Source organism: Streptomyces sp. NPDC007863 (assembly GCF_040633895.1).
Lineage (GTDB): Bacteria > Actinomycetota > Actinomycetes > Streptomycetales > Streptomycetaceae > Streptomyces.
In genome coordinates this window covers 488,206-506,343 of record NZ_JBEYEI010000002.1, presented here as the reverse complement: position 1 = coordinate 506,343, position 18,138 = coordinate 488,206, and the positions used below count along the sequence as shown (strand labels likewise).

Here is an 18,138-nt window from a genome sequence, read left to right as displayed (position 1 = left end):
CCAGCCCGAAGGAGACCCCCGTGAGCCCCACGCCCCGCGCCGCGACCCTCTTCCACGACGTACGGCCCTTCGGCGGGCCGGCCGGCGAGCTGATCGCCGTCGACGGGGTGCTCGTCGCGGAGGTCCCCGACGGGGCGGTCGTCGAGCGGGTCGACGGCGGCGGGCGGCTCGCCCTGCCCACCCTGGTCGACGCGCACATCCACCCGGACAAGACCTCCTGGGGCGAGCCCTGGCACCGCCGCCGCCCCGCCGCCGGCATCGCCGACCACGTCGCCGGGGACGTGGAGCTGGCCCGCTCGCTGCCCACCCCGGTGGGCGAGCGGGCGCTGCGCCTGATGTCCCACGCGGCGGCCCGGGGCACCCGCGCCATGCGGGCCCACGCGGACGTGGCCCCCGCCTACGGCCTCGCCGCGATCGAGGGCGTCGCGGACGCCGCCGCGCGGCTGGCCGGCATCGTCGACGTCGAGCTGGTCGCCTTCCCGCAGCACGGCGTGGTCCGGGAACCGGGCGCGGCGGAGCTGCTCGCCGAGGCGGCGGCGAGCGGTCTGGTCACCCATGTGGGCGGCATCGACCCGACCGGCTTCGACGCCTCCGGCGGCGGGGACGGCGATCAGCTGGGCCTGGTCTTCGGCCTCGCCGAGAAGCACGGCCTGGGGCTCGACATCCACCTGCACGAGCGGGGCGAGCCGGGCCTCGCGGTGATCCGGGACATCGCCGCCCGCACCCGCGCGGCCGGCCTGCACGGCAAGGTGGCGGTGGCGCACGCCTTCGCGGTGGCGGGCCTCGCCGACCGGGAGCTCGACGAGACGGCGGACCTGCTCGCCGGGGCCGGGGTCGCGCTGACCACGGTCGCCCTGGGCGAGACGACGGTCCTGCCGTTCCGGCGGCTCGCCGAGCGCGGGGTGACGGTCGGCCTCGGCTCGGACGGTGTCCGCGACAGCTGGAGCCCGTACGGCGACGCCGACATGCTGCACCGCGCCTGGCTGGCCGGCTGGGCCCTGGACGCCCGGCTCGACGAGGACCTTGAGGCCTGCTTCGCGGTCGCCGCGCACGGCGGCGCCGCGCTCATGGGGCTGCCCGCCGCCGATCTGCGCCCGGGCTCCCCGGCCGACTTCATGCTGGTCGAGGGCGAGTGCCTGCCGCAGGTCGTGGTGGACCTGCCGGGCCGCGACCTGGTGGTCCGCGCGGGCCGGGTGGTGGCCAGGGACGGCCGTCTGATCGGCTAACCGAGCGCGGCCAGGGCGGTGCGGACCGCCGCCAGGTCGGCGTCGGAGGCCAGGCCCGCGTGGTACAGGCGGAGTTCGGTGGCGCCCTCGGCGAGGGCCCGCCGGGCGTCCTCGGCGAGCCGGCCGGGGGCGCCGCCCATGCCGGCGACGACGGAGAGGTTGGCCGCGAGGATGGCGCCCGGCGGCCGGCGGGCGGCGAAGGCGGCGAGCCGGCCGGGCCGGGCCACCACGCCGTCCGCGAGGCCGAGGACGTGCGCGGGGTCGGTGCCGGCGTCCGCGCCGCAGCGGTACGGGTCCGGGTCGGCGTGCAGCAGGATCCGGAAGCCGGGCGGGGCGGCGGCCCGCACGGCGGCGACGGCCGCCTCCTGGAAGGAGCGGGCGGTCGCGGCGCGCCAGGCGAGGGCGGGCTCGGCGAGCTCGCCGAGCTCCCCGGCGGGCCCGGTGCCGGTCCAGACGGGGCCGAGGGCGATACGGACGGCGGCGGCCAGCGCGTCCGGGTCGGCGCCCCCGTCCGCGTACCCCCGCCGGCAGTGCGGGCAGAAGCAGAGCGACAGCAGGAACCGGGCCCGCTCGTCGAGCGGGACGCCGCCGGTCTTGTCGTGGGCGTGCAGGTGCGCGTAGCCGTACCAGCCGCAGGACTCCAGCTCGGTGCCGGTCGCGCCGGGGCGGACGGCGGCCTCGGCGGCGAGGCCGACGAGCAGCGCCCGGACCTCGGGGTGGGCGATGCAGGGGGCCCACGGGTAGCGGTCGCCGTGGGCGTTGACGACGGAGGTGTCGGGATGGTCGGCGCCGAGCCGGGAGTTGTGGGCGAGGACGACCCAGCTGTGCACGTCGAGACCGGTGCCGTCGAGCGCCTCGGCGGCCCGCGCCCAGGCGTCGCCCGGGGCCCAGGCGCCCGCCGGGTACGGGGCGAGCCGGCGGCCGGCCCAGCGCTCCGGGTCCGGCGGGTAGAGCACGGCGGCGTACTCGGCGGTGACGACCCGCCGGGCCGGGTGGCGGGGGCTGAGCGCCCGGGTGGAGTGGTACGCGGCGGCGAGCGTCACCTGCCGCACGCCGAGTCCGGCGAGGAGCGCGGGGGCGGCGGGGTCGCCGTCGACGTCCCAGGGGTACAGGAAGGCTCCCGTACGGGGCCGGGCGGGGCTGGTCACGGGCGCTCCGAGGGTACGCGTCACACGGCGGCTCACACGTTCACATCCATGAACGTCTCGCGAACGCTAACCGCGCGGGAGGCCTCGGTCAAGGGCCGGAACCCCGACGGGACAGCACCTTGACGCCCCTTCACCCCCTCCCTAGCGTGTCCACGTCCATGAATGCACCAGCCTTCCGGTCGAGGAGTACCACCGATGCCCGCACCCCGCACCCTCCTGCTCACCGGTGCCGCCGGCGGCGTCGGCACCCTCATGCGGGGACTGCTCCCGGAGTACGGCTACGAGCTCCGCCTCCTCGACGTCGCGCCCGTGCCCGACGCGCCGGACGCGATCGTCGCCGACCTCGCCGACCGCAAGGCCGTACGGGAGGCGGTGCGGGGGGTGGACGCGATCGTGCACCTCGCGGGCATCTCCGTGGAGGCCGACTTCGACGCGATCGTCGCGGCGAACGTCACCGGCCTCCACCGGCTCTACGAAGCGGCCCGCGAGGAGGGCGTCCGCCGCGTCGTCTTCGCCTCCAGCAACCACGCCGTGGGCTTCACCCGCCGCCCGCGCGACGGCGAGCCCCTGGTCCCGGTCACCACCCCGCACCGGCCCGACACCTACTACGGCCTCTCCAAGTGCTTCGGCGAGGACCTGGCGCAGCTGTACTGGGACCGGCACGGCATCGAGACGGTCTCGGTGCGCATCGGCTCCTGCTTCCCCGAGCCGACGACGCTCCGCATGCTGTCCCTCTGGCTGAGCCCCGCGGACTGCGCGCGCCTGCTGGACGCGGCGCTCACGGCGGAGTCGGTCGGGCACACGGTGGTGTACGGCTCCTCGGCCAACACCCGCGGCTGGTGGGACCTGGCCCCGGCCCGCGCCCTCGGCTACGCCCCCCAGGACGACTCGGAACTCCACGCCCCCCGCCTCCTGACCCTCCAGCCCCTGCCGTCCCCGGGCGACGACTACATCGGCGGCGCCTTCACCGCACCGTGACCGCAACGGGACGGGGCCTCAGGGGCGGTACAGGTGGTGGCCGGTCCAGCCGCCGAGGGGGGTGACGGCGCGCACCCGGAGGCCCGCGTCGACGGCGAGCTCCGCCATCTCCGGCGCAGGAACGTGCCCCGGCTTGCCCTGCCTCGGCGTCAGGACCCAGATCGACCCGTTCTCCGCCAACGGCCCCGCCTCGTACCGCAGCTCGGACGTCAGGTCCCCGTCCCCCTCCCGCCACCACCACAGCACGGCGTCCGCCGCCTCCTCGGAGGCGTCGTCGAGCAGTTCGCGACCGGTCACGAGCCGGATGTCGTCCCGGATCGCGTCGTCCGTGTCGTCGTCCGCGCCGAACTCCCGCACCGCCTGCCCCGCCGTGAGGCCCATCGTCTCCGCGTGACCCATCGCCCCGCCCTTCTCCGGCCGACCGCCCGGGGGCCGACCGTACGGAGGAGCCGGAGGGGGTGTCCAGGGGGCGCGGCACGCCCAGGGCGCGCCACGGGCCCGGCCGGTGATACGGGGGAGCCGACCGGGCCCGGTTCGACGGCGCGCGCTGGCAGCGCCGGACGCTCCCCACCGTAGGCGGCCACCAAGATCACCGCGAGCCGCGTAACGCGGCCTCTGTCCGGAATGCGCGGTCGACGGGTGCGCGCGGGGGCACACGGCTCAGGGAGCCGACCGCAGGGTCCGGGACGGGGACTCGCCGAACCGCTCGCGGTAGCGCGCGGCGAATCGTCCCTGGTGGGCGAAGCCCCAGCGCCAGGCGACCTCGCTGACGCTCACCTCGTCCGGTTCGGCCGCCCGCAGCTCCTCCCTGACCCGTTCGAGCCGGACCTCGCGGACGTACGCCATCGGCGACATCCCGACGTACTCCCGGAAGGACTCCTGGAGGCGGCGGACGCTCACGCGCGCGTGGAGGGCGAGTTCGGTCGTGGTGAAGGGGTGCTCGGGGCGCTCGCGGACCGCGTCCATGGCCCGCTTGACCGGGGCCGGGCGGCGCGGCCCTCCGGGGTGGGCGAGCTCGTCCCGCCAGGGGTGCTCGGCCGCCAGCAGCAGGCCGTTGAGCAGCGCCTCCTGGAGCGGCCGGGCGACGAGTTCGTGGTGGGCGAGGCCCTCCCCGGCGAGCGCCTCGGCGGCGACCCGGCGGGCGAAGCGCACCCAGCTCAGGCCCGGGCCGCGCGAGATGTCGAGGCCGGGCCGGAAGGCGAGGCCGCCGTGCGCCGGGCGGCCGAGGAGGCTCTCCAGGCGGTCACGCAGCTCGGTGGCGCCGACCTTGACGGAGAGGATCCGCCCGTCGCCGCTCCACCGGTCGAGGAAGGTGTCGCCCGCGGGGTCGAGGAGCAGCGCGTCGCGGGCGGAGGCGTACACGGCGGGGCCGCGGCCCTGGCGCATCTCCATGGTGCCGCTGAGCGGCGCGTTGACGTGGTACGCGCCGAGCTCGCCGAAGCTCATCCGGACGTCGGCGCCGCAGCTCAGGTCGCCGATGACGAGCGGCCCGAACTCGACGATGTCGAAGCGGGCGGCGAAGGAGCGGTGCTCGTCGACGACGTCCATCCGGCTCGTGTAGTAGCGCGCGTCGAGTTCCTGACGCGCCTCGTCGACGTCCCCGGTCGTAAAAGAGTTCCCACCCACAGCACCCACGAAGCGAAAGATAATTCATATGACGGACCTGCCCGGGACGGGCAGGATGCCCGTCATGCCACGACCCCGGGGATTCGCGTACGAAGAGCGCAAGGACGGCTCCGTCGTCCTCACCCACCACGGCCGCGCCGCCGGGGTGCTGCGCGGTGCCAGGGCGGCGCGGTTCCTGGCCGAGGCGGAGTCCGGCGACGTCCAGCTGCTGATGGCCCGCTGGACGGGGGCGTACCGTTTCGGCAACGAGCGGCAGGCCCGGGACCACCCCCGTAACCAGGGTGGCCGAACCCGTCGTGGGTAAGGGAACGGCAAAGCGCCCCGGAGCGTTAGGCCTGGCATGACCGCAATGACCCCCGGCTCGAACCTTCCGCTCACCGCCCCCCGCGTGGCGGTGGACGTCGCCGCCCCCGTGCGGCTCGACGTCTCGGGTCTGCTGCTCGGCGCCGACGGCAAGGTGCGCTCGGACGACGACTTCATCTTCTACAACCAGCCCGCGGGCCCCGGTGTCACCTACCGCTCCGGCGGCGGCACGGCGCCGGACGCGATCCTGGTGGACACCGGCGGCCTGCCCGCCGGCATCGAGAGGATCGTGGTCACGGCCAGCCCGGACGCCGCAGGACAGACCTTCCAGGGCATCGAGCCCACCGCGACCGTCCGCGACGCCGACAGCGGCGCAGTCATCGCCACCTTCACCCCGCCGCAGCTGGCCACCGAGACGGCCCTGGTGGTCGTCGAGATCTATCAGCGCAACGGCGCGTGGAAGGTCCGCGCCGTCGGCCAGGGATACGCGAACGGCCTGGCCGGCATCGCCACCGACTTCGGCGTGAGCGTGGACGAGGAGCCCGCCGCCGCCCCGGTCCCGCCGGCGGCGGTGGCCCCGCCCGCGCAGCCCGGTCAGACGCTGCCGTCCTTCACGCCCCCGCCGATGCCGCCGGCCCCGCCGGTGGACCCGCGGCTCGCCGCCGCGGCCCCGGCCGCCCCCGCCGCCGCTCCCGCGTCCACCGGCAAGATCAACCTCGACAAGGGCCGGGTCAGCCTCCAGAAGAACCAGACGGTGTCGCTGGTCAAGGGCGGCCGTCCGCTGCTCTCCCAGGTGAAGATGGGCCTCGGCTGGGAGCCCGCGTACCGGGGCAAGGACATCGACCTGGACGCCTCGGTCATCGCCTACGGACCCCAGCGCAACCACCTGGACAGCTGCTACTTCGGCAAGCTGACCATCCTCGGCGGCGCGGTCCGGCACTCCGGGGACAACCTGACGGGCGAGGGCGCGGGCGACGACGAGGTCATCACCGTCGACCTCGGCCGGCTGCCCGCCGACGCCACCGGCCTGGTCTTCACGGTGAACTCCTTCTCCGGGCAGAAGTTCACCGAGGTCGCCAAGGCGTACTGCCGGCTGATGGACGCGGCGACCGGCGAGGAGCTGGTCCGCTTCGACCTGACCACCGCCGAGCCGCAGACCGGCGTGATGATGGCCAAGCTCATCAAGCAGTTCACCGGCGAGTGGGAGATGACGGCGATGGGCGAGTTCGTGAAGTCCCGGACCGTCCGGGGCATGGTGAAGCCGGCCGCCCAGGCGCTCTGAGCGGCCGGCCCGCGCGCTACGAGAACAGCGCGCTGTAGGCGTTGAGGGCGGGCTGGCCGCCGAGGTGGGCGTAGAGCACGGTCGAGTCCCGGCCGATCTCGCCCCGGTCCACCAGGTCGATCAGCCCGGCCATCGACTTCCCCTCGTAGACGGGGTCGGTGACCATGCCCTCGGTGCGGGCGGCGAGCCGCATCGCGTCGAGGGTGGCCTCGTCCGGGACGCCGTAGACGCCGGCGTGGTAGCGCTCGTCCAGCTCCACGTCGGCGCCGGTCACCTCGCGCTCGACGCCGATGAGGGCGGCGGTGTCCCGGGCGATCCGGGTGATCTGGTCGTGGGTCTCGGCGGGCTTCGCGGAGGCGTCGACGCCGATGATCCGGCGCGGCCGGCCGCCCTCCTCGGCGAGCGCGGCGAAGCCGGCGACCATGCCGGCCTGGGTGGAGCCGGTCACCGAGCAGACGACGACCGTGTCGAAGAAGACGCCGAGCTCCCGCTCCTGCTCGGCCACCTCGTAGGCCCAGTTGGCGAAGCCGAGGCCGCCGAGCGGGTGGTCGGAGGCACCGGCCGGGATCGCGTACGGCTTCCCGCCGCCCTCCTCGACCTCGCGCAGCGCCTGCTCCCAGCTCTCCTTGAAGCCGATCCCGAAACCGGCCCGCACCAGCCGCACGTCGGCTCCGGCGAGCCGGCTGATCAGGATGTTGCCGACCTTGTCGTAGACGGCGTCCGGCCAGTCGACCCAGCTCTCCTGCACCAGCACGCACCTGAGCCCCGCGCGGGCCGCGACCGCGGCGACCTGGCGGGTGTGGTTGGACTGCACGCCGCCGATGGAGACGAGGGTGTCGCAGCCCTGCGCGAGGGCGTCCGCGACCAGGTACTCCAGCTTGCGCGTCTTGTTCCCGCCGTACGCGACACCGGAGTTGCAGTCCTCGCGCTTGGCCCACAGCGCGGCCCCGCCGAGATGGTGCGCGAGCCGCTCCAGCGCATGCACCGGCGAGGGCCCGAAGAGCAGCGGGTAACGGTCGAAGTCGGTGATCGGCACGGCGGAATCTCCCTGGGGTGGCGGGCGGGACGACGAGGAGTACGGCTCCGGGGACGGAGGCACGGGGCCCCGCCCGGCGGGCGCGGGGCGCGCGGCTCCGCGGGCGCGGCCGGGTCAGACCGGGGCGGGGATGCCCGTGACCTCGGCCACCTCGATGGCGTCGTCCGCCAGTTGTTCGAGCGCGGCCCAGATCTCGCTGGTGATGCGGACGGCCGCCTCCGCGTCGCCGGCGGCGCAGGCGTCGATGAGGCGGGCGTGGAGCTCGACGGAGCCGCAGCTGCCGGAGTCCCCGAAGAGCCTGCGCTCGACCCGGCGGATCAGCGGGGTGTAGCGGTCGATGGTGGCGGCGGCCGCGTGGTTGCCGCTGGCGCCGACGAGGACCTGGTGCAGCTCGTCGTCGGCGGCGAGGGCTGCCTCGACGTCGGAGGCCTGGACGGCGGCGGCGAAGCGCTCGTTGGCCTCGCGCATGGCGCGGATGGCCTCGGGGCCGAGGAGCGGCACGGCGGTGCGGGCGGCGAGTTCGTGCATCACCCGCACCACGGAGGCGGCGTCCCGGACGATCCGGCTGACCGGCCGGGTGACCCGGGTGTAGCTCTGCGGCTTGGTCTCCACGAGGCCCTCGACGGTGAGCCGGGCGAGGGCGTCGCGGACGGGGGCGCGGGAGAGCCCGAGACGGTCGGCGAGGTCGCAGTCCTTGAGCAGGGCGCCGGGGGCGAGTTCGCCGCGCACGATCGCCTCGCGCAGCGACTCGTAGGCCCGGTCGCGCAGCAGGGTCCGGCCCACGGGCCGCAGAGCGTCGTCCATGGACTGACAGGTTAGATGTCAGTCCATGGAGGCGACAGGGGGTCGGGGAATCCGGCGGGAACCCGTCGGGAACCCGACGGGAATCCTCACGGCGTCCCCGCAGGCGCCGGCCGGGCCGACGGGGCGTCAGCGGCGGGGCTGGCGGCGCCAGGGTCCGGTGATCGCGACCATGATGCCCGGGTTCTGGACGCAGGCGTACAGGGTGTCGCCGTCGGGCGAGAAGACGACGCCGGCGAACTCGCTGTCGTTGAGGTCGTTGCGCGCGATCGGGTAGGTGCGGCCCGAGTCGGTGGCGCCGACGAGGTGCTGGACGCCCTCGCCGTCCTCGGCGATGACGAGACCGCCGTACGGGGAGACGGTGATGTTGTCCGGGGAGTCGTACGCGCCGTCCTCCTCGGGCGCGGGGTTCACGCCGAACAGCACCTTGAGGGTGAGGGTGCGGCGCTTGGGGTCGTAGAACCAGACCTGGCCGTCGTGGTCCTCGCCGGGGCTCTCCTCACGGGCGTACGAGGAGACGACGTACGTGCCGCCGTCGGCCCACCACATGCCCTCCAGCTTCCGGCCGCGGGTGACCTGGCCGTCCGTGAACTGCTTGCGGACGGGCGTGGTGCGGGCGTCGCGGTCGGGGACGTCGACCCAGTCGACGCCGTAGACGGTGCCGATCCGGGTGGCGCGGGAGAAGTCGTCGACGAACCGCCCGGCGGAGTCGACGCACCGGGCCGCCTGGAGCACGCCGGCGTCGTCGGCGAGGGTGCGCAGCCTGCCGCGGCCGTGCTCGAAGCCCTGCGGCGGCACCCAGCGGAAGAGGAGGCCGTTGGGGCCCGAGGAGTCCTCGGTGAGGTAGGCGTGGCCGCGCTTGGGGTCGATGACGACGGCCTCGTGCTCGTAGCGGCCGAAGAACTTCAGCGGCTTGGGGTCGAGGTTGGCCCGGCGGTCGCGCGGGTCGACCTCGAAGACGTACCCGTGGTCCTTGGTCATGCCGTTCTGGCCGGCGCGGTCGGCGGTCTCCTCGCAGGTCAGCCAGGTGCCCCAGGCGGTGCGGCCGCCGGCGCAGTTCTGCGAGGTGCCGGCGATGCCGACCCACTCGGCGACGGTGCCGTCGCGGTGCACCTCGACGACGGTGCAGCCGCCGGCCGCCTTGGGGTCGTAGACGAGGCCCTCGGCGAGCGGCACGGGGAACTCCGCCTTGGCCCGGTCGCCCTTGATCTCGTGGTTGTTCACGAGGTACGTGGTGCCGCGCGGGCCGGCGAAGGCGGCGGTGCCGTCGTGCTTGGCCGGGGTGAACTCGCCGCTCTCCAGGCGGGTGACGCCGGTCCGGGTGATCACGCGGTAGGCGAAGCCCTCGGGCAGCGCGAGGAGGCCCTCGGGGTCGGCGACGAGCGGGCCGTAGCCGAGGCGGTCGTGACCGTGCCCCCGGCCGTGGCCGTCGTCGTGGCCGTGGCCGTCGTCGTGGCCGCCGTCGTGGTCGTCGCCCGCGAGGGCCTCGGGGGCGGTGGCGAGGACGCCGACGGCGCCGGTGAGCGCGAGGCCCGCGACGGCGGACTTCTGCGTGAACTCTCTGCGGTTGAGGGCCATGGTGTGCGGTCTCTCCCCTGCTGCTGGCCGGTTGTCGCGCACACCCTCGCGCGCCCGCGGGAACGGCGGCTGAACGGCACGGGAACGCCCGCGGAGCGCCTCCCCCGGACCGGGGAAAGGCTCCGGGGCGACCGGGGTGGGGCGGGGTCAGGCCGAGCCGGTGCGGGAGCGGGCCTTGAAGGCGGCCTTGCGGGCCTCCTTGGCGGCCGTCTTGTCCGGGTGGAGCCGGCCCATCGCGTCGAGGACCTCGGCCGTGTAGGGGTGCTCGACCCGCCAGGCGGTCTCCAGGAAGCCGGTGTGGCGGCTCGTCAGGCCCTCGACGAGCTCCTGGAGTTCCTCCATGTCGCCGCCGGCGTCGAGCTGGGCGGCGATGGTGTCCACGGCGAGCCAGAAGATCATGGACTCCGGCGGGGCGGGAACGTCCGCCGCGCCGCGCTCGGCGAGCCATACGCGGGCGAGGCCGCCGAGCTCCGGGTCGTCGAGGACCGCGCGGACCACCGGCTCGGCCTCGGGGCCGACGAGGGCGAGGGCCTGCTGGCAGTGGAGGCGGCGGAGCGGGGAGGCGGGGTCGGAGCCGCGGGCGGCGGCGAGGAGTTCGGCGGCGGCGGGCACCGGCTCGCGCCCCGCGAGCCAGGCCTCGGTCTCGGCGCGGGCGGCGGCCTCCGGGTAGCCGGTGAGCCCGGTGAGGAGGGCCTCGGCGTCCCGCTCGGCGAGGTCGCCGACGGCGGGGGCGTCGACGCCGGCCTCGACCATGCGGGTGCGGACGCCGTAGAGGCCGAGCGGGGTGAGCCGGACCATGCCGTAGCGGGAGACGTCCTCGTCGTCGACGGGCGGGGCGGGCTCCTCGCCCTCCTCGGCCATCAGGGCCTCGTCGACGGGCTGGTACTCGACGAGGCCGATCGGCTCCAGGAGCCGGAACTGCTCGTCGAGCCGCATCATCGCGTCGGAGACCTGCTCCAGGACGTCGTCGGTGGGCTCGCCCATGTCGTCGGGGACGACCATGGAGGCGGCGAGCGCGGGCAGCGGCACGGGCCCTTCGCCGGGGCCGCCCTCGCTGACGGTCAACAGGTAGAGGTTGCCGAGGACGCCCTCCAGGAAGTCGGCCTCCGCCTCCGGGTCCCAGTCGAGGTGGTCGAGGTCGAGGCCGCCGTCGTCGTCGAGCAGCGGCTCCAGGTCGTCGAGGACGGGCGCGACGGCGTCGGCGAAGACGGCCTCGAAGGCGTCGAGCCAGAGCGCGAGCACGTCCTTCGGCGCGCCGCCGGTGACGACGGCGAGGTTCTCGCCGGGGGCGGCGGTGCCGGGGGTGTCGTCGTCGGCGCCGTCCTCGACGTCGACGAGGCCGGTGTCGACGGCGAGCCGCCAGGCGTCGCCCGCCCAGTACTCGGCGTCCTCGTCGTCCCCGAGGCCGAGGACGCCGGCGGCGTCCGGCAGCTGCTCGTCGACGAGTTCGCCGCCCGCGCCGACCCGGGTGTCCGGTCCGGCCCAGCGGGCGAGGCGCACGGCGTGGGCGAGGAGGGGGGCGGCCAGGGCGTCCCGAGCCAGCTCCGCGTCCGAGGGCAGCCGAACGGGGGGAAGGGTGGGGTGCTCCGCAGCCATGTGGGGGACTCCTCGACGCGCGCGTGGGCTTGTGGGGTTCGCGATGGGGACCGGCGGGATCCGGTCCGGTGCCGGTGGGGGCCGGCGTCCTCAGCGTAGACGCATCCGGGGGGCCTCCCGACGGTTCACGGGCCCGTCAGCCTTCGTACACCCGTCGACCCTTGACAAGTGGTGGGCTCTCACAAGAGATTGACGCGCGTAGATCCCTCTGCCGTTCCTCCAAGCACCCTCGGAGCCTCCTGATGTCTTCCTCCATACCGAGAACCGCCGCCGTCTCCGCGGTGGTCGCGGCCGCCCTCGCGGCCGGACTGCTCGCCGGCTCGCAGACCGCCGTGGCCGAGGACGCCGCCGCGGTCCGCATCCACGACGTCCAGGGCACGACGCGGGTCTCGCCGCTGGTCGGCAAGCAGGTCACCGGGGTGACCGGCGTCGTCACCGGCGTCCGGGCCTACGGCTCCTCGCGCGGCTTCTGGATGCAGGACCCGCAGGGCGACGAGAACCCCGCCACCAGCGAGGGCCTGTTCGTCTTCACGGGCTCCAACCCGACGGTCGCGGTCGGCGACGCGGTCAGCGTCGACGGCACGGTCACCGAGTACGTGCCCGGCGGCCTGAACTCCGGCAACCAGTCGCTGACCCAGCTCTCCCGCCCCAAGGTCACCGTGGTCTCCCAGGGCAACGCGCTGCCCGCCCCGGTCACCATCGCCCCCTGGTCGGTGCCGGACGCCTACGCGCCCGCCGGCGACCCGGCGAACGGCGGCTCCGTCAACGGCCTGGAGCTGGACCCCGAGACGTACGCCCTGGACTACTACGAGTCCCTGGAGGGCACCAACGTCCGCGTCGGCTCCTCCCGGGTCGTCGGCGCCACGGACCCGTACTCCGAGCTGTGGGTCACGGTGAAGCCCTGGGAGAACGACAACGAGCGCGGCGGCACCGTCTACGGCTCGTACGAGTCCCAGAACACCGGCCGGCTCCAGATCCAGTCGCTGATCCCGCTCGCCCAGCAGCCCTTCCCGAAGGCGAACGTCGGCGACTGGCTGACCGGTTCGACCGAGGGCCCGCTCGACTTCAACCAGTTCGGCGGCTACACGCTGACCGCCCGCACGATCGGCACCCTCCGGGACATGGGCCTGGAGCGCGAGGTCACCGCGAAGCAGCACAAGAACGAGCTGGCCGTGGCCACGTACAACGTGGAGAACCTCGACCCGAGCGACCCGCAGGAGAAGTTCGACGCGCTCGCCAAGGCGGTCGTCGAGAACCTCGCCGCGCCGGACGTCCTGGCCCTGGAGGAGATCCAGGACGACAACGGCGCCAAGAACGACGGCACGGTCTCGGCCGGCCAGACGCTGAAGAAGTTCACGGACGCGATCGTCGCGGCCGGCGGCCCCGCGTACGAGTGGCGGTCGATCGACCCGGAGAACAACAAGGACGGCGGCGAGCCCGGCGGCAACATCCGTCAGGTCTTCCTCTTCAACCCCGAGCGGGTCTCCTTCGTGGACCGCGCGGGCGGCGACGCGACCACCGCGACCGGCGTCACGGGCTCGAAGGGCCGCGCCGCCCTCACCCTCTCCCCCGGCCGGATCGACCCGGCGAACACCGCCTGGGAGTCCAGCCGCAAGCCGCTGGCGGGCGAGTTCACCTTCCGCGGCCGGACGGTCTTCGTCATCGCCAACCACTTCGGCTCGAAGGGCGGCGACGAGTCGCTCGTCTCCCACCACCAGCCGCCGAACCGTTCCTCCGAGGCCAAGCGCCTCCTCCAGGCGCAGGCCGTCAACGCCTTCGTGAAGGAGGTCATCGCGGTCGACAAGCAGGCGGACGTCCTCGTCGTCGGCGACATCAACGACTTCGAGTTCTCCGGCACGACCGAGGCGCTGACCGACGGCGACGCCCTCTACCCGGCCGTGAAGTCGCTGCCCCGCTCGGAGCGCTACTCGTACGTCTACCAGGGCAACAGCCAGGTCCTCGACCAGATCCTGACCAGCCCCGGCGTGCACCACTTCGAGTACGACAGCGTGCACGTCAACGCCGAGTTCGCGGACCAGAACAGCGACCACGACCCGCAGGTCCTGCGCTTCCGCCCGTAACCCGGATCCCGCGCTACGCGCCCGCGCTCAGGCTGAGCGCGGGCGCGTACCTGCGCACCCGGCCGCCCGTCAGCGCCGGGTGGTGCCGCACCCGCGCCCACGCCTCGCTCAGCGGGGCGTCGTCCGCCAGCCACTCCTCATGGGCGCGCTCGCTCTCCCACTCGGCGTAGTTGAGGACCCGGCCGCCGTCGGTGGAGAGGTGGAACTGACCGCTGATCCCGCCCGGCGCGGGCCGCGTCACCGCGTCCTCGTCCAGCGCGGCGAACACGCCGTCCACCCACTCCTCCCGGCGCCCCGCGTCGGACGGGTCGAAGTCCGCCTCGACGATCACGACGATCCCGGGCAGCTCCCCCGTGCTCGTCGCGCCGCGGACGGTGGAGCGGTGGATCGGCCCGTAGCGGCGGAGCTCCACCCGCTCGATGCCCGGCACGGCGGCGTCGATCTCGGCGTTCCGGTCGTCGCGGTAGGTGCGGACGAAGTCGTCGTAGGCCCCCTGTCCGGTCCACTGCGAGTAGTGCAGCAGCGTGTCCCCGTCGGTGCCGGCCAGGACGCTGTACGAGAGCAGACCGAGGTCCGGCCACGCGCGGCTCTCCCAGGCCTTCCGGATGGCGTCGACGGCGGCGCGCTGGCGCTCGGGGGTGCCGACCCGCCAGGTGCTGACGAGGACGGCGCCGACTCCGGGGCGGTGGAGGTCGGGACGGGCATCGGGGTGTGCGACGGCGTTCATGGGGTGTCTCCTCCTGCTCGGTGCGAACGGTTCGACTCTCCACCCTCAACCTTGGTCGAGGCCAAGGGGGTTGGGCATGGGAGACTTCCGGCCGTGATCCTTCGCCCCGCCACCCGCGCCGAACTCCCCGCCGTCCTCGCCCTCCTCGCCGACGAGGAGCGGGTCGTCGACCCCGCGTCGGTCCGGGTCACCGAGGCGTACGAGCGGGCCTTCGCCGCCATCGAGGCCGACCCGCGCAACGAGATGCTGGTCCTGGTGGACGGCGGCCTCGTCCTCGGCTGCCTCCAGGCCACCTACATCCCGGGGCTCGGCAAGGGCGGCGCCGAGCGCGCCCTGATCGAGGCGGTCCGGATCCGGGCCGACCGGCGCGGCGGCGGGCTCGGCCGCCGGCTGATGGAGCTGGCGGCGGACCGGGCGCGCGGGCGCGGCTGCGCCCTCGTCCAGCTGACCAGCAACAAGGAGCGCGCCGAAGCCCACCGCTTCTACGCCTCGCTCGGCTACGCCCGCAGCCACGAGGGCTTCAAGCTGGCCCTCTGAGCTGCCACTCCTCAGCCCGGCTGAACATTCCGGCCAAGCAGATCTAAGTGGACCTTCACGGTCGGCGGCGCCCAGACTTCCCGTATGAGCACTCACCGGCCCTTCGGCCGCGCCCTGTGCGCGATGGTCACCCCGTTCACCGACTCCGGCGCCCTGGACCTCGACGCCGCCGGGAAGCTGGCCGCCCGACTCCTCGGGGACGGCTGTGACGGTCTGGTCCTCAACGGCACCACCGGGGAGTCCCCGACCACCACGGACGCCGAGAAGGCGGCGCTGATCCGGGCCGTGCGGGAGGCGGTCGGCCCGGCGGCCCCGCTCGTCGCGGGGGTCGGCACGGCCGACACCCGGCACACCGTGGAGCTGGCGCGCCAGGCCGAGGCGGCCGGCGCCGACGGGCTGCTCGTCGTCACCCCGTACTACAGCCGCCCGCCGCAGGACGCGGTCGCCGCCCACTTCCTGAAGGTCGCGGACGCCACCGGCCTGCCGCTGATGGTCTACGACATCCCCGGCCGCACCGGCACCCGCGTCGAGCCCGACACCCTGCGCCGGCTCGCGGCGCACCCGCGGATCACGGCCGTGAAGGACTGCTCGTACGACCTGCTGGCCGCCGCCCGGCTGATCGCCGAGACGGGGCTGGCGTACTACTCCGGCAGCGAGGAGCTGAACCTCCCGCTGTACGCGGTCGGCGGCGCGGGCTACGTCGGCACGGTCGCCAACGTGGCGCCGCGCCCCTTCGCGGCCGTCCTCGACGCGTACGACTCCGGCGACACCGCCCTGGCCGCCCGGCTGCACGCCCGGACGCTGCCGCTCGTCGAGCGGATGATGGCCGACGGCCTGCCGGGGACGGTCACCGTGAAGGCGCTGCTCGGCGGCCCGGTCCGGGAACCGCTGCGGCCCGCCGGCCGGGAGACGGCCGACGGGCTGCGGGTCCTGCTCGAAGAGCTGCTGCGGGACTGAGCCGGCTCAGGCGGAGTCGGTGGTGTTCGTCCGCCCGAGGATCGCCGCGTGCTCCAGGACGTCCTCCAGCGGATCGTCGATCTGCCCGGTGTGGAGGTTGAGGGCGGGGCCGTTGGTCACCGTCGGGCCGTTGTGCGTGTGCGTCTCGTCCGCCGCGGCCGTCCCGGCCGGCAGCAGGGCCGCCGCCACCGTGAGCACCCCCGCGACCACGGGCCTCGTCCTCGTCCTCATGCCGACTCCTCGCCTTGACTGGGTGCGGTGACTCCGCGCTCTGTCAACGCGGAGTCACCGGCTTCAGTTGTGGCTGTGCAGGATCTCGTTGAGGCCGCTCCAGACCGCGTTGTTCGGGCGGGCCTCGACGGCGCCGGTGACCGAGTTGCGGCGGAAGAGGATGTTCGAGCGGCCGGAGAGGTCACGGGCCTTGACGATCTCGCCGTCGGGCATGGTGACCCGGGTGCCGGCGGTGACGTACAGACCGGCCTCGACGACGCACTCGTCGCCGAGCGCGATGCCGACGCCGGCCTCGGCGCCGATCAGGCAGCGCTCGCCGATGGAGATGACGACGTTGCCGCCGCCGGAGAGGGTGCCCATGGTGGAGGCGCCGCCGCCGATGTCGGAGCCGTCGCCGACGACGACGCCCGCGGAGATGCGGCCCTCGACCATGGAGGTGCCGAGGGTGCCGGCGTTGAAGTTGACGAAGCCCTCGTGCATGACGGTGGTGCCGGCGGCCAGGTGGGCGCCGAGGCGGACCCGGTCGGCGTCGGCGATGCGGACGCCCGCGGGCACGACGTAGTCGGTCATGCGGGGGAACTTGTCGATGCTCGTGACGGCGAGGTGGAGGCCCTCGGCGCGGGCGTTGAGCCGCACCTTCTCGACGTCGTCGACCGCGACAGGGCCGAGCGAGGTCCAGGCGACGTTGGCGAGCAGGCCGAAGACGCCGTCCAGGCTCTGGCCGTGCGGCTTCACCAGACGGTGGCTGAGCAGGTGGAGGCGGAGGTACGCGTCGTGGGCGTCGAGCGGCTTCTCGTCGAGGGAGGCGATGACGGTGCGGACGGCGACCACCTCGACGCCGCGGCGGGCGTCCACGCCGAGGGCCTTGGCGGCGCCCTCGCCGAGGGCGTTCACCGCCTCGTCCGTGGAGAGTCGCGTGGTGCCGGCCTCGCCGGGCTCTTCGGTGAGCGCGGGGGCGGGGAACCAGGTGTCGAGAACGGTGCCGTCACCGGCGAGGGTGGCGAGGCCGGCGGCGACGGCGCCGGTGGTACGGGGAGCAGTGGTGGTCATGACGGAAAACCTAACGGTCGGGCCCCCGCCCGGGCCAACCGGTCTCAGGTGCCGGGCGGGCGCGCCGGAGCATCCGACAAGCCCCCGGCCTGCGTCTTCGGGCCTTCGTTCAGGATCCGGGCGATCATCTCCCGGGCGTGGGCCTCGTCGTACGGCGCGCCGGTGAGCAGGACCTGGAGGCCGATGCCGTCGAGGAGGGCGATCAGGGCGCGGGCGGTGGCCCGTCCGGTGCGGGGGGCGAGGGCGGCGGTGGCCTCCTCGGTCCATTCGGCGGCGACGGGGCGCAGCGCGGGGCGGCGCAGGGCGGCGAGGTAGAGCTCGTACTCCAGCTCCACCTGGCTCCGTTCGGCGCCGAGCCACTCCCCCAGGAGCCGGGCGAGTCCGCCGGCGAGGTCGTCCCCGGCGCGGCCTGCGCCGCTCCGCAGCTGTTCGGCGAAGCCGGCGTTGACCTCGCGCAGGGCGGCGACGAGGAGTTCGTCGAGGGAGGAGAAGTGGTAGGTGGTGGAGCCGAGCGGCACGTCGGCCTCGGCGGCGACCGCGCGGTGGCTCAGCGCGGCGATGCCGTCCCGCCGGACCACGCGCAGGGCGGCGGCCACGAGCCGTTCCCGGCGCCCGGGGTCGTACCGCCGGGGGCGGGCCATCAGTGCGCCCCGCCGAGGTTGAGGACGGCGACCCCGGCGATGATGAGGACGATCCCGGCGATCTTGGCGAGGCTCAGGGTCTCCCCGAGGAAGAGGATCCCTATGCCGGCGACGGCCGCGGTGCCGACCCCGGACCAGATCGCGTAGGCGGTGCCGACCTGGAGGGTCTTGAGGGCCTGGGCGAGCAGCGCGAAGGCGATGACGTACCCGGCCCCGGTGATCAGCGAAGGCCACAGCTTGCTGAAGCCCTCGCTGTACTTCATGGAGGTGGTGGCGATGATCTCGGCCGCGATGGCCCCGGCGAGCAGTCCGTATCCCATGGGCGGGAGGCTACCCGGCG

Annotated in this window: 19 protein-coding genes; 7 read left to right on the top strand and 12 right to left on the bottom strand. The window is 74.6% G+C overall.

What is annotated here, in order from left to right; genetic code table 11:
- The first annotated feature begins 20 nt into the window (after nt 1-20).
- Entirely contained in the window at nt 21-1,226 is a 1,206-nt protein-coding gene (locus ABZ621_RS04905; protein ID WP_360600727.1) for an amidohydrolase, read from the top strand.
- Here ABZ621_RS04905 and ABZ621_RS04900 read toward each other — a convergent pair.
- Nucleotides 1,223-2,374: a hypothetical protein gene (locus ABZ621_RS04900; RefSeq protein WP_360600725.1), complete on the bottom strand. Its 1,152-nt coding sequence runs from the start codon at nt 2,372-2,374 to the stop codon at nt 1,223-1,225. The genes ABZ621_RS04905 and ABZ621_RS04900 overlap by 4 nt on opposite strands.
- Before the next feature lie 195 nt (nt 2,375-2,569).
- Here ABZ621_RS04900 and ABZ621_RS04895 point away from each other — a divergent pair, with 195 nt between their 5' ends.
- Nucleotides 2,570-3,352 carry an NAD(P)-dependent oxidoreductase gene (locus ABZ621_RS04895; protein ID WP_360600723.1) on the top strand — a complete coding sequence of 261 codons (783 nt, stop codon included), beginning with the start codon at nt 2,570-2,572 and terminating at the stop codon, nt 3,350-3,352.
- Nucleotides 3,353-3,370: 18 nt separating this feature from the next.
- Here the strand turns inward: ABZ621_RS04895 and ABZ621_RS04890 are convergent, their stop codons facing one another.
- Entirely contained in the window at nt 3,371-3,751 is a 381-nt protein-coding gene (locus ABZ621_RS04890) for a DUF3052 family protein (protein ID WP_360600721.1), read from the bottom strand.
- Between the two features lie 261 nt (nt 3,752-4,012).
- On the bottom strand, nt 4,013-4,987 hold the full coding sequence (locus tag ABZ621_RS04885; RefSeq protein ID WP_360600719.1) for an AraC family transcriptional regulator: 975 nt from the start codon (nt 4,985-4,987) through the stop codon (nt 4,013-4,015).
- A 55-nt stretch (nt 4,988-5,042) separates the two neighbouring features.
- Between ABZ621_RS04885 and ABZ621_RS04880 the strand changes: the two genes are divergently transcribed.
- A complete protein-coding gene (locus ABZ621_RS04880; protein ID WP_360600717.1) occupies nt 5,043-5,282 on the top strand; it encodes a hypothetical protein in 240 nt (79 codons plus the stop codon).
- A 36-nt stretch (nt 5,283-5,318) separates the two neighbouring features.
- Entirely contained in the window at nt 5,319-6,563 is a 1,245-nt protein-coding gene (locus ABZ621_RS04875; RefSeq protein WP_360600715.1) for a TerD family protein, read from the top strand.
- A gap of 16 nt (nt 6,564-6,579) precedes the next feature.
- On the opposite strand, the gene ABZ621_RS04870 is transcribed toward ABZ621_RS04875, so the two are convergent.
- The 4 genes from ABZ621_RS04870 to ABZ621_RS04855 form a co-directional block, all read right to left on the bottom strand.
- Nucleotides 6,580-7,599, bottom strand: coding sequence for a 1-aminocyclopropane-1-carboxylate deaminase (locus tag ABZ621_RS04870; protein WP_360600713.1), 1,020 nt, complete (start codon nt 7,597-7,599; stop codon nt 6,580-6,582).
- A 114-nt stretch (nt 7,600-7,713) separates the two neighbouring features.
- Complete coding sequence (locus ABZ621_RS04865; protein ID WP_360600711.1) at nt 7,714-8,403, bottom strand: GntR family transcriptional regulator; 690 nt, start codon at nt 8,401-8,403, stop codon at nt 7,714-7,716.
- Nucleotides 8,404-8,529: 126 nt separating this feature from the next.
- Nucleotides 8,530-9,978 carry an alkaline phosphatase PhoX gene (locus ABZ621_RS04860; protein ID WP_360600709.1) on the bottom strand — a complete coding sequence of 483 codons (1,449 nt, stop codon included), beginning with the start codon at nt 9,976-9,978 and terminating at the stop codon, nt 8,530-8,532.
- A 147-nt stretch (nt 9,979-10,125) separates the two neighbouring features.
- Nucleotides 10,126-11,574, bottom strand: a complete 1,449-nt coding sequence (locus tag ABZ621_RS04855; protein WP_360600707.1) for a hypothetical protein — start codon at nt 11,572-11,574, stop codon at nt 10,126-10,128.
- A gap of 242 nt (nt 11,575-11,816) precedes the next feature.
- Between ABZ621_RS04855 and ABZ621_RS04850 the strand changes: the two genes are divergently transcribed.
- Nucleotides 11,817-13,655: an endonuclease/exonuclease/phosphatase family protein gene (locus ABZ621_RS04850; protein WP_360600705.1), complete on the top strand. Its 1,839-nt coding sequence runs from the start codon at nt 11,817-11,819 to the stop codon at nt 13,653-13,655.
- Between the two features lie 13 nt (nt 13,656-13,668).
- Here ABZ621_RS04850 and ABZ621_RS04845 read toward each other — a convergent pair whose 3' ends face one another.
- Nucleotides 13,669-14,382: an antibiotic biosynthesis monooxygenase gene (locus tag ABZ621_RS04845; protein ID WP_360600703.1), complete on the bottom strand. Its 714-nt coding sequence runs from the start codon at nt 14,380-14,382 to the stop codon at nt 13,669-13,671.
- Between the two features lie 93 nt (nt 14,383-14,475).
- Between ABZ621_RS04845 and ABZ621_RS04840 the strand changes: the two genes are divergently transcribed.
- Together ABZ621_RS04840 and dapA are read left to right on the top strand one after the other, a co-directional pair.
- The gene (locus ABZ621_RS04840; RefSeq protein ID WP_360600701.1) at nt 14,476-14,919 is read left to right on the top strand and encodes a GNAT family N-acetyltransferase; all 444 of its coding nucleotides are present in this window, start codon (nt 14,476-14,478) and stop codon (nt 14,917-14,919) included.
- Between the two features lie 84 nt (nt 14,920-15,003).
- Entirely contained in the window at nt 15,004-15,876 is an 873-nt protein-coding gene (gene dapA, locus ABZ621_RS04835) for a 4-hydroxy-tetrahydrodipicolinate synthase (protein ID WP_360600699.1), read from the top strand.
- A 6-nt stretch (nt 15,877-15,882) separates the two neighbouring features.
- Here dapA and ABZ621_RS04830 read toward each other — a convergent pair whose 3' ends face one another.
- From ABZ621_RS04830 to ABZ621_RS04815, 4 genes are all read right to left on the bottom strand, one after another.
- Entirely contained in the window at nt 15,883-16,107 is a 225-nt protein-coding gene (locus ABZ621_RS04830; RefSeq protein WP_360600697.1) for a hypothetical protein, read from the bottom strand.
- A 63-nt stretch (nt 16,108-16,170) separates the two neighbouring features.
- A complete protein-coding gene (gene dapD, locus ABZ621_RS04825; RefSeq protein ID WP_360600695.1) occupies nt 16,171-17,157 on the bottom strand; it encodes a 2,3,4,5-tetrahydropyridine-2,6-dicarboxylate N-succinyltransferase in 987 nt (328 codons plus the stop codon).
- 44 nt (nt 17,158-17,201) lie between these two features.
- Nucleotides 17,202-17,798 (bottom strand): TetR family transcriptional regulator, encoded by a 597-nt coding sequence (locus tag ABZ621_RS04820; RefSeq protein WP_360600693.1) that lies wholly within the window; start codon nt 17,796-17,798, stop codon nt 17,202-17,204.
- Nucleotides 17,798-18,118 (bottom strand): multidrug efflux SMR transporter, encoded by a 321-nt coding sequence (locus tag ABZ621_RS04815; RefSeq protein ID WP_360600691.1) that lies wholly within the window; start codon nt 18,116-18,118, stop codon nt 17,798-17,800. The genes ABZ621_RS04820 and ABZ621_RS04815 overlap by 1 nt, the downstream gene beginning before the upstream one ends.
- Nucleotides 18,119-18,138: the final 20 nt, after the last annotated feature.

Coding starts and splice junctions, on each gene's coding strand:
- ABZ621_RS04860 (WP_360600709.1), bottom strand. CDS start 9,978: ATGGCCCTCAACCGCAGAGAGTTCACGCAGAAGTCCGCCGTCGCGGGC.
- dapA (WP_360600699.1), top strand. CDS start 15,004: ATGAGCACTCACCGGCCCTTCGGCCGCGCCCTGTGCGCGATGGTCACC.
- ABZ621_RS04855 (WP_360600707.1), bottom strand. CDS start 11,574: ATGGCTGCGGAGCACCCCACCCTTCCCCCCGTTCGGCTGCCCTCGGAC.
- ABZ621_RS04850 (WP_360600705.1), top strand. CDS start 11,817: ATGTCTTCCTCCATACCGAGAACCGCCGCCGTCTCCGCGGTGGTCGCG.
- ABZ621_RS04880 (WP_360600717.1), top strand. CDS start 5,043: ATGCCACGACCCCGGGGATTCGCGTACGAAGAGCGCAAGGACGGCTCC.
- dapD (WP_360600695.1), bottom strand. CDS start 17,157: ATGACCACCACTGCTCCCCGTACCACCGGCGCCGTCGCCGCCGGCCTC.
- ABZ621_RS04845 (WP_360600703.1), bottom strand. CDS start 14,382: ATGAACGCCGTCGCACACCCCGATGCCCGTCCCGACCTCCACCGCCCC.
- ABZ621_RS04895 (WP_360600723.1), top strand. CDS start 2,570: ATGCCCGCACCCCGCACCCTCCTGCTCACCGGTGCCGCCGGCGGCGTC.
- ABZ621_RS04890 (WP_360600721.1), bottom strand. CDS start 3,751: ATGGGTCACGCGGAGACGATGGGCCTCACGGCGGGGCAGGCGGTGCGG.
- ABZ621_RS04830 (WP_360600697.1), bottom strand. CDS start 16,107: ATGAGGACGAGGACGAGGCCCGTGGTCGCGGGGGTGCTCACGGTGGCG.
- ABZ621_RS04875 (WP_360600715.1), top strand. CDS start 5,319: ATGACCGCAATGACCCCCGGCTCGAACCTTCCGCTCACCGCCCCCCGC.
- ABZ621_RS04815 (WP_360600691.1), bottom strand. CDS start 18,118: ATGGGATACGGACTGCTCGCCGGGGCCATCGCGGCCGAGATCATCGCC.
- ABZ621_RS04820 (WP_360600693.1), bottom strand. CDS start 17,798: ATGGCCCGCCCCCGGCGGTACGACCCCGGGCGCCGGGAACGGCTCGTG.
- ABZ621_RS04865 (WP_360600711.1), bottom strand. CDS start 8,403: ATGGACGACGCTCTGCGGCCCGTGGGCCGGACCCTGCTGCGCGACCGG.